General features: G+C 68.0%; 11 protein-coding genes and 1 other RNA gene. 6 read left to right on the top strand and 6 right to left on the bottom strand.

The features are described from left to right. The 3 genes from ftsX to FNH05_RS24175 all read left to right on the top strand — a co-directional run. The coding region (ftsX, locus tag FNH05_RS24185; protein ID WP_144591004.1) for a permease-like cell division protein FtsX at positions 1–826 on the top strand (826 nt) is incomplete at its 5' end. A gap of 19 nt (positions 827–845) precedes the next feature. Continuing rightward, the gene (smpB, locus tag FNH05_RS24180) at positions 846–1,322 is read left to right on the top strand and encodes an SsrA-binding protein SmpB (protein WP_144591003.1); all 477 of its coding nucleotides are present in this window, start codon (positions 846–848) and stop codon (positions 1,320–1,322) included. Between the two features lie 2 nt (positions 1,323–1,324). Further along, positions 1,325–2,221 (top strand): amidohydrolase family protein, encoded by an 897-nt coding sequence (locus FNH05_RS24175; RefSeq protein WP_144591002.1) that lies wholly within the window; start codon positions 1,325–1,327, stop codon positions 2,219–2,221. 27 nt (positions 2,222–2,248) lie between these two features. Here the strand turns inward: FNH05_RS24175 and FNH05_RS24170 are convergent, their stop codons facing one another. The 5 genes from FNH05_RS24170 to FNH05_RS24150 all read right to left on the bottom strand — a co-directional run bounded on the left by FNH05_RS24170 (position 2,249) and on the right by FNH05_RS24150 (position 6,593). Then, complete coding sequence (locus FNH05_RS24170) at positions 2,249–3,553, bottom strand: acyltransferase family protein (protein WP_144591001.1); 1,305 nt, start codon at positions 3,551–3,553, stop codon at positions 2,249–2,251. Positions 3,554–3,660: 107 nt separating this feature from the next. Beyond that, entirely contained in the window at positions 3,661–3,876 is a 216-nt protein-coding gene (locus tag FNH05_RS24165; RefSeq protein WP_144591000.1) for a hypothetical protein, read from the bottom strand. Between the two features lie 188 nt (positions 3,877–4,064). Continuing rightward, the gene (locus FNH05_RS24160; RefSeq protein ID WP_144590999.1) at positions 4,065–4,709 is read right to left on the bottom strand and encodes a response regulator transcription factor; all 645 of its coding nucleotides are present in this window, start codon (positions 4,707–4,709) and stop codon (positions 4,065–4,067) included. Positions 4,710–4,758: 49 nt separating this feature from the next. Continuing rightward, positions 4,759–5,889, bottom strand: coding sequence for a sensor histidine kinase (locus FNH05_RS24155; protein WP_425458484.1), 1,131 nt, complete (start codon positions 5,887–5,889; stop codon positions 4,759–4,761). An 8-nt stretch (positions 5,890–5,897) separates the two neighbouring features. Then, positions 5,898–6,593 (bottom strand): sensor domain-containing protein, encoded by a 696-nt coding sequence (locus FNH05_RS24150; RefSeq protein ID WP_144590998.1) that lies wholly within the window; start codon positions 6,591–6,593, stop codon positions 5,898–5,900. A gap of 163 nt (positions 6,594–6,756) precedes the next feature. Here FNH05_RS24150 and ssrA point away from each other — a divergent pair. Continuing rightward, positions 6,757–7,128: a transfer-messenger RNA gene (gene ssrA / locus FNH05_RS24145) on the top strand. 574 nt (positions 7,129–7,702) lie between these two features. Next, positions 7,703–7,912 (top strand): hypothetical protein, encoded by a 210-nt coding sequence (locus FNH05_RS24140; protein WP_144590997.1) that lies wholly within the window; start codon positions 7,703–7,705, stop codon positions 7,910–7,912. A 20-nt stretch (positions 7,913–7,932) separates the two neighbouring features. Here FNH05_RS24140 and FNH05_RS24135 read toward each other — a convergent pair whose 3' ends face one another. Further along, positions 7,933–8,724, bottom strand: a complete 792-nt coding sequence (locus FNH05_RS24135; RefSeq protein ID WP_144590996.1) for an IclR family transcriptional regulator — start codon at positions 8,722–8,724, stop codon at positions 7,933–7,935. A 72-nt stretch (positions 8,725–8,796) separates the two neighbouring features. Here FNH05_RS24135 and FNH05_RS24130 point away from each other — a divergent pair. Beyond that, positions 8,797–9,235 (top strand): aromatic amino acid lyase (locus tag FNH05_RS24130; RefSeq protein WP_186382707.1); only part of this gene is annotated, 439 nt, incomplete at its 3' end.

The following is a 9,235-nucleotide window of genomic DNA, read 5'->3' as shown; positions in this document are numbered from 1 at the left end:
GATCATTACCACCGCCGTTTCGCTCGGCATGCTCGGCGGCGGCCTGCTGATCGTGCGCTCGATCGACAAGATGCAGGTCAACTACATGGCCGACGTCGAGGTGTCGATCTACCTGACCCAGGACGTCAGCGCCAACGACAAGGAATGCGCACAGGACCCGTGCCGGAGCCTCCGGCAGGACGTCCAGAGCAACGCCGCCGTCGAGTCGGTCATCTTCGAAAACCGCGACCAGGCCTACGCCCGCTTCAAGAAGATCTTCCAGGACAACCCTATTCTGGTGCAGGCTGCCCGGCCCGAGGCGCTGCCGGCATCGCTGCAGATCAAACTGCACGACCCGAGCCGTAGCGAAATCATCCAGCAGCAGTACGGGAAGCGGCCGGGCGTGGACCGCATCGAGGACCAGAAACAGTTCCTCGACCGCTTCTTCGGCCTGCTGGGATCGGTGCGCGACGGTACCTTCGTGATCGCGCTGATCCAGGCGCTGGCCGCGCTGCTGCTGATCTCCAACACCGTGCAGATCTCCGCCTTCACCCGGCGTACCGAGGTGGGCATCATGCGCCTGGTCGGCGCCACCCGCTGGTACACGCAGCTTCCGTTCCTCCTGGAAGCCGTCATGACCGGGGTGGTGGGCTGGGTGCTCGCCGTCGGCGGCCTGATCGCGTTGAAGTTCGCGTTCCTCGACAAGATCCTCAACGTGACCTCGGGAATCATTCCGAAAACCGAAGTGCTCGACATCATCGTGGTTTCCCCGTGGTTGCTGCTGGCTTCGCTCGTCATTTCCGCGACCACCGGCTACTTGACCTTGCGCCTGTATGTCCGGCACTGACGGACGCTAACCTGGAGACATGCCCAAGGAACGTGGCCACAAGGTGATCGTGTCGAACCGCCGAGCGCGGCACGACTACTCGGTCCTGGACACCTACGAAGCCGGCCTCGTACTGGTGGGCACCGAGGTGAAGAGCCTGCGCGCGGGCCGGGCTTCGCTGGCGGACGCGTTCGCCACAGTGGACGACGGCGAAGTCTGGCTGCGCAATCTCCACATCCCCGAGTACGAACACGGGACGTGGACCAACCATGAGGCGCGCCGGCACCGCAAGCTGCTGCTGCACCGCGGTGAGATCGAGAAGCTGATCGGTAAGACGAAGGAGAGCGGACTGAGCCTGGTCCCGCTGTCGCTGTACTTCAAAGACGGCAAGGTCAAGGTGGAACTCGCACTGGCCAAGGGCAAGAAGGCCTACGACAAGCGGCAGGACCTGGCCAAACGCGACGCGGCGCGGGAGATCAGCCGTGCCATGGGGCGTGCGCTGAAGGGACGTCACTGAGCGTGCCCCCGGGACCGGAGCGTGACGAAGACATTGCGTCCTGGACCCGGAGCCTCGGCCTGGGCGGGCTCGTCGACCTGCACCTGCATTTCCTCCCCGACCGGATGATGACGAAGGTCTGGGCCTACTTCGACCAGGTCGAAGAGCGGGTCGGCGCGGTGTGGCCGGTGTGGTACCGGCAGCCAGAGGCGGAGCGGCTCGCGGTGCTGGAGTCGTTCGGGGTGCTGCGGTTCGCCCCGCTGGCCTATCCGCACAAGCCGGGCATGGCCGAGTGGCTCAACGGCTGGATGCGGGAATTCGCGGAGCGGGTTCCCGCCGCGGTACCGACGGCGACCTTCTACCCCGAGCCATCGGCCCGGTCCTATGTGGAGTCGGCGCTGAGCGCAGGGGTGCGGTGCTTCAAGTCCCATGTGCAGGTCGGCGCCTATGACCCACGGGACCCGTTGCTGACTCCGGTCTGGGGGGCGCTCGCGGAGGCGGGAGTGCCCGTGGTGGTGCATGCCGGGCACGGGCCGGAGCGTGGGCCGCACACAGGGCTCGACGTGTTCGCCGAGGTGTTGCGGCGGCATCCCCGGCTGGTCGCGGTCCTCGCACATGCCGGTATGCCCGAGTACGAAGCGGCCCTTGAACTCGTGGATCGCTTTCCACGCGTGTACCTCGACACGACGATGGTGGGCGTCCCGTTCACCGAGCAGCTCATGCCGTCACCGGCCGACTGGGTGGATCGACTTGCCGGCATCGGCGACCGGATCGTGCTCGGCAGCGACTTCCCGAACATCCCGTACCCGTATTCCACCCAGCTCCGGGCGATCGCCGGCTGGGCGGCCGACGATCGCCTAGGTGTCGCGTTCCTGCGCGCGGTCCTGCACGACACCCCGGCCAAGCTGCTCAACCTCTGACCTGGAGCAAGGGATGTTTACTACGGCTCATCCGTAGTAAACATCCCTTGCTCCAATCTGCCGCGCCGTCCGGCCGGTGGTCAGCAGGACACCGGTGAGGATCAGCAGCACCCAGGGGAGGGGACCGTCGAGTACGGTGCCATCCGCAGGAGTGGTGAAGCCGCGGGCGGCCAGGCCGAGGAGGCCGGTCGCGGAGAGCAGCGCGGCGGCGATCAGGCGGTGGGTCGACGCGATGGCCTCCGCCGAATGGCCCCGTGTTTCGAACCGGCCGAACAGCCGGAGCAGAACCGAGAGCACCAGGCCGGTGGCGGCAAGCCATACGGGCGCCGCGGCCAGCCATCGCAACGTTCCGGGGGCGGGGGTCGCGTATCCGAAGCCGACCACGCTGATGCCGGCGACGACCACCAATGCGGGCATGTGCCAGAGGTAGACGGTCATGAAGCGCGCGCCGATCCAGCGCAGTGCCGCCCCGGCCGTGGGCCGGGCCGCCAGAGCACACAGCCGGGACCGCAGGGCCACCACGAGGCCGATCTGGCCGACGGCGAGGCTGACCAGCACGACGGTGGGCGGGCTCATGTTCGACACCGCGGCACCCGGCATGCCGATCATGCTCATCGGGTAGGGGCCGAACGCGACCAGTGCGGCGGTCACGCCGAACCCGGCCACGGCCAGCAAGGCCGCCCCGTGCGGGCGCAGGGAGCCGAGCCTGCCCTCCACATAATGGAAACCGAGCTGGTGGACCGCCAGCCACACGAAGACGGCATTGGCGTAGCCGAGCAGGCCCCAGCCGTCGAAGCGCGCGAAGTCCACGAGTGCGGCCAAGGCGGTGAGCACCGCGGGCACGGCCAGGCCCCACCTGCGGTGCGCGGCGATCATGACCGGGGTCGCCAGCACGGTGATGACGTACACGCCGAGGAACCACAGCAGTTGCCCCGCGATCACACCCGCGATCTGCAACGGCTGCTCGGGGATGCCGAAGCCTCGCAGCAAGGCCGGTACTCCCAGCCAGACCGCGGCCAGCGGCAGCACGGGGATCAGCAGACGGGTGATCCGGCCCGCGAGCCAGTCACGAGCCGAGGGGGCACGGCGGAACGAGAGCAGGTTTGCCGCGCCTCCGGCGAAGAAGACCAGCGGCATCACGTTGGAGAGCCAGGTGATCGCGGCCCAGCCCGGGGTGGCCAGGGCGTTGCCGGTGGCGAGCCGGCCGTGGTCGTAGCTCAACACGGGCATCAGCCAGTGCTGGGTGATCACGGCCAGGATCGCTCCGGCACGGACGACGTCGAGGAAGGTGTCGCGGCCGCGGATCGAGGGCTTGGGCAGGCTTGGTCGCATGCCCTCAAGCCTGCTGATCGGTGGCGTTCGGCACACCGGTGCCAGCCGCCGTCCTGACTTCCGGTTTCGGCCCGGACCACGGTGGGGACAGCCCTACCTCGTCCTGCTCACACCTCGTCCACTTCGGGTGCCGACAGTGCGCACAACCGGTATTCCCAGCCCGTCTCAGGTGCGTAGCCGAGCCGGTAATGGGACTCGATCTTCGGGCCGTCGTGGAGATGCACGTGCCGCATCACGTGACCGCTCACCGGTTCCACATCGCCGAGCGACTGGATACGCCCGTCGAGGGGACCGCCGAAGAAGCGGACGCTCACCTCGGTCATGGTGCCCCTTCCGGTAACTCGATGGCCGACGTTCGCCCATGGTAGGTGACTGAACGGAGTCGTGCCGCCCGCGGATCGGGTGAGAGTGCTGGGTGAACGAAGTGGGGCGCGGTGAGCCTTTGATGCATCAAGGAATGTTTACTACGGGCAACGCGGCCTGTAGTAAACATCCCTTGCTCCGGAGCTCCTCAGGTGCGGCCGAGGTAGGTGAGAACGGCGCGGACGCGGCGGTGTTCCTCGGCACTGGCTTCGAGGCCGAGTTTGGCGAAGATGTTTCCGATGTGCTTTTCCACCGCACCCTGCGAGACCACCAGGGCCGAGCCGATCGCCGTGTTGGACAGGCCCTGCGCCATCAGCCCGAGCACCTCGGATTCGCGCGCGGTGAGGGCGTCGAGCGGGTTTTTCCGGCCCCGCGCCATCAGTTGCGCGATCACTTCGGGATCGATGGCGGTACCGCCGCGCGCCACCCGGCGCACCGAATCGACGAACTCGGCGACGTCGGCGACGCGTTCCTTCAACAGGTATCCCACTCCACCGGCTCCGCCGGAGAGCAGTTCGACGGCATAGCTTTCCTCGACGTACTGCGAAAGCACCAGCACCGGGAGCCCCGGTAATGCCTGCCTCGCGGCCAGCGCGGCACGCAACCCTTCGTCGGTGAAGGTCGGCGGCATGCGTACGTCCACGATCGCGAGGTCGGGCCGATGCTCCATGACGGCTTCGACAAGGCCGTCACCGTTGTCCACGGCGGCCACGGTTTCGATGTTCTCGTCGGCCAGAAGGCGTTCCACTCCCGCTCTCAGCAGAACGGCATCCTCGGCGATCACCACGCGCATGACGGCTCCCCAGTGCTTCAGCTCAGGGGACTATTCACTCACGCGGCCGTCACCATTCGCACGGGAGGTCCGCTCTGATCACGGTCGGGCCGCCGACTGGGCTGACCACGGTGATCACACCGTCGATGGTGGCGGCCCGGTCCGCCAGCCCGGAGAGACCGCCACCCGGCCGCAACTCCGCCCCGCCGTGGCCGTTGTCGGTGATTTCGACGACGACTTTCTCCTCGGCGCGCCACACCTTCACGCTCGCTTCGGTCGCACCCGAGTGCTTCGCGATGTTCGTCAGTGTTTCGCCCACGATGAAGTACGCCGTGGTCTCCACCGCCGCGGGCGGCCGTGGATCCACGTCCACCTCGACCGCAACCGGGATCGGAGATTTGGCAGCCTGGGCCGACAGAGCGGCGTCCAGCCCGCGATCGGCCAGCACGGCCGGATAGATCCCGCGGGCGAGATCCCGCAGTTCCGACACCGCCAGTTTGGCGTCGGCGTGGGCCTCGTCGATCAGTTCGCGCGCCGCATCCGGATCCTTGACCAGTTTGTTCTTCGCCCGGCCGAGGCTCATCGCCACCGCCACCAGCCGCTGTTGTGCCCCGTCGTGCAGGTCCCGCTCGATCCGGCGCCGTTCGGCCTCGGCCGCGTCGACTCCGCGGGCTCGCGACGCCTGCAGGTGCTGTGCCTTCACCGCCAGCCGTTCCGCCCTGTTGGGCCCGAGGAGTGCCAGGGCCAGTGAACCGTGCATCCAACCGATCCAGGGGGCCACCCAGATCGCCATCGGCAGGAGCACGATCGAGGTCAGGCCGATCGCGAACTCCACGATGCCCAGCGGGAACACCACGAAGAGGTAGGCGAGGTCACGCCAGGTACTCGGGTCGACCAGCTGGACCCGCCACCGCCGCACGAACCCGCCCTCGACCGGGAGGCGCTCGGCCGGCGGCATCGGCGTGTCCAGCATCCGCCGCACGAACCGGCGTTCGAGGTCGGCGAACCCGCGGACCATGCTGGTCGTACCCATCAGGATCGGGATGCCCACCCAGACCACCGTGGTGGCGACGCCGATGGTGATGCCGCACACGGTCAGCACGAACTCGAACAGCCGGAGCACGAACGCGCTGACCATGAACGCGATCGTGCGGATCGCCCGTGGGCGTGTCTGCGCCAGGGGCTCCCGGTCTCCGGCCATGGTGGTCATCATGCCAGCGCGTTCGTCGCCGGCACCGGGCCGTCGGCCCGGTCTTCGCGGAGGTTTCCAGCACGCCGTCCCGGGCCGAGGAGCAGCCGGGCCAGCCGCGCATGGCCCGCGCCCATCATCCGGGTGATGAGGACCGACAGGGCGGTCAGCACCAGGCCGACCATCGCCCAGGGCAGCGCCTTGAGGGTCGAGTCGACGATCACCCATGCGTGGGTCTCATCCGGGAAGAAATAGGCCCCGCCCGGCAGGTAGCGGAAGTACACGGGCAGCGTCAGCAGGGCCAGACCGACCGACCAGCAGGCGATCAGGATGACGAACTCCGCTATGCCGATCGGCAGCAGCAGGACGAAGTATGCGATGTCCCGCCAGGTCGCACCGTCCCACAGCCGGGTTCGCCACCGGGCCGCCTGCCCGTCACCAGGAAGCGGGCGGTACGGGGTGGCCACGAACGTGCCGAGCAGGGCGTGGACACGGAGCCGCTCCAGGCGGGCGGCCCCTCGTGCACCCGCGACCAGCATCGCCAGCACCGGCACGCCGATCCACACGATGACCGTGCCGATACCGAGCGTGGTCAGTATGGACACGGCCGCGAATCCCGCAACCCCGAGCGGCAGGTTGGGCAGCAGGTACAGCAGGGATCCGACGACCGAGGGGCGCGAGGGGTTTCGATACCGCCCGGCGGATGTCGACGTCATGCTCGGTTCCTCTCTCCATGGCAACGTGGCCAGTCTGGCCAGGTGGAGAGGTTGCAGGCCATGGGGAGCGCGGGCGTCGGGGAGGTAGGGAGAGCCCTACCGTGCCGGGAACAAACCGGCTTGCCCCAGGCGTTATCCTGTGTAGGTTAAGAGCCACCAGCAAGGGGGTGAACGGTTTCGACTCTGGACGTTGAGTCGAGGGAAGCGTGCCGGTGCAGGCGAGAGACCACCGTAAGCGTCATCGCAAAAAAATAAGCGCCAAGACGAATAGTCGCGCTGACTTCGCCCTCGCCGCCTGAGCGAGTGCGAGTCTGTCGGCCCGGGAGTGCCTCCGTCCCGGTAGTCGGCATCAGCTAGGAGGCTCACTGTCCGGATCTGGCCGCGGGGTCCGGGCGGGAAACCCACAGCGGCTGGGCCCGTCACATCGGCTTGTTCGCGTGACCGATGGGGCCGAGTAGAGGCATAGCGAACTGCGCACGGAGAAGCCTTGGTAAGGCGCCAGAGGACCCGGGTTCAATTCCCGGCACCTCCACGTCGAAGGCCGGCGAGTGCTCGCGAAGAGCACTCGCCGGTTTTCTTGTTCCGGGGGCGGAGCTCCGGACCCTGTTCCGGGTTGGCTTCGTCCCGGCCCCTCGGTGGCTGGGTCGCCCGGCGGGGTCGGCTTGGGGACCGTAGTAAACGTCCCTTGCTCCCGGACCGACCTCCGGCGTCGTGGCTGGTGGGTGGTTGGGGCGGGGTGGAGTCTCGTAGTAAACATTCCTTGCTCCAGTGCGCGGCCCCGGGCGGACTGGGAGATCCGGTTGTCCCTGCCGTGGGGAAAGTGGCATGCAAAAGATCTTTCCGAACGATCCGGAAGGCGGGGTTTCTTGCGTGGCGCAACGAATAACGGAAAATCAGGTGAGCCTCGCCTGAACATCAAGATTCGTCCACAGTGGACTGTGGATTGGTCGCACCTGTCGCAGGCCTTCGGGACACCCTTTTCCCGCAGGGGCGTGTTCCGCCGGTGACCGAGCGAGACGAGGCTGGACTATGCGGCCTGTGACTGCAATGCTGTGAGGGCATTGTGGCGGATTAGCCCATGCGGACGCGAAGCCGGAAGAAGGTGCCAGATGGCCCGGGTAAGCCGTGCAACCACCGCCGAGAACTCGGAACGGGGTTGGCTCGCGGGAGTACGAGCGGAGGAAAAGGTTCTCCGCGACGTTCAGGAGAGCAAGGCGGTCCGGACCGTCGCCGGTCATTCCCTCGACGCCGTGGAATGCGCTCAACTGCTGGAAATGCTCGGACTGCACGCCGAGATGGGCAAACCGGGCGTGCACTAGCGCCCGCGCCACCGGCTGGTTCAGACCGGGGCACGGCCACCGATTCTGACGGTGATCTCCGTGGCGGTCTGTCGCACCTGTGCGGCGAATTCCGGCCAGGTCCGGCCGCAAGCCGTCTCCCGATCCGGACAGTGGTGCCGCCAGGTGATGCCGACAGCGGCCATCGGCCGCCCGCCGTGATCGAACACCGGATACGCCACGGACGCGAAACCCGCGGTCACACAGCCGTCCTCCACTGCCCAGCCTCTTCGCCGCACCTCGGCCAGGATCCGCCGCAGTTCGGCCAGCCCGTGCGGGCCGCGGCCGGTGCGCGAGACGAACACCGACGCCTTCGGGAACAACGCACGCACATGCGGCGTGGGCAGGTGGGCCAGGATCGCGCGTCCCGTCGCGGTCAGGTGTGCGGGCAGGCGCACTCCCGCGTCCGTGACCAGCGTTTCGGGTCGGGGCGGACGTTCTTTGTGGAGGTAGAGCACCTCGTTGCCGTGCAGCACACCGAGTTGCGCGGTATGCCCGGCGCGCTCCGCCAGTGACCGCAACAGGGGGGCGGCCAGTCGTTCGAGCGGATCCTGCCTCAGATAGGCCGAGCCGAGGTCGAAGGCGGCGACGCCCAGGGCGTAGCGCCGGTCCGCCACCAGGTGCACCACGAAACCGGCGCTCTCCAGTTCCGCGAGCAGATGGTAGGTGGTGGAGCGAGGCAGCCCCGTTTCCCGCGCGAGAGCCGCCGCCGGCACCGGGCCGGCGTGCCCGGCCAGCGCCAGCAGGATCGCCAGCCCACGCCGCAGCGCGGGCACGTCGCTGCTCGCACCCATATGTCTGGGATACCAGACAGAACCGCGCCCACGACGGGTGATCATCTCGGTGCCTGGCTATCCAATGGGCGCATGGTCGAGACAGTCCGGTTGGAGCCGGGAGCACTCAGCAGGGCGCAGGTGGTCGCCGTCGCGCGCGCCGGGGCCAGGGTCGAACTGGGCGAAGCGGTGCGGAAGAACCTCGCCGTCGCGCGCCAGCACATCGACGACCTGGCGGAAGCCTCGGTACCCGTCTACGGCGTGTCCACTGGTTTTGGTGCGCTCGCCACCCGGCACATCCCGCCCGGCAGCCGCATCGTCCTGCAACGATCGCTGATCCGTTCGCACGCCGCCGGTGCCGGCCCAGCCGTCGAACCCGAGGTCGTCCGGGCGCTGATGCTGCTGAGGTTGCACACCCTCACCTCCGGGCACACCGGGGTCCGGCCCGAAACGGCCATCGCGCTCGCCGGGCTGCTCAACGCCGGGATCGTGCCCGTGGTGCACGAGTTCGGCTCGCTCGGCTGTTCCGGTG

It is taken from the genome of Amycolatopsis rhizosphaerae (genome assembly GCF_007713715.1).
GTDB classification, from domain to species: domain Bacteria; phylum Actinomycetota; class Actinomycetes; order Mycobacteriales; family Pseudonocardiaceae; genus Amycolatopsis_E; species Amycolatopsis_E rhizosphaerae.
This window is presented reverse-complemented; position numbering and strand designations above follow the sequence as displayed.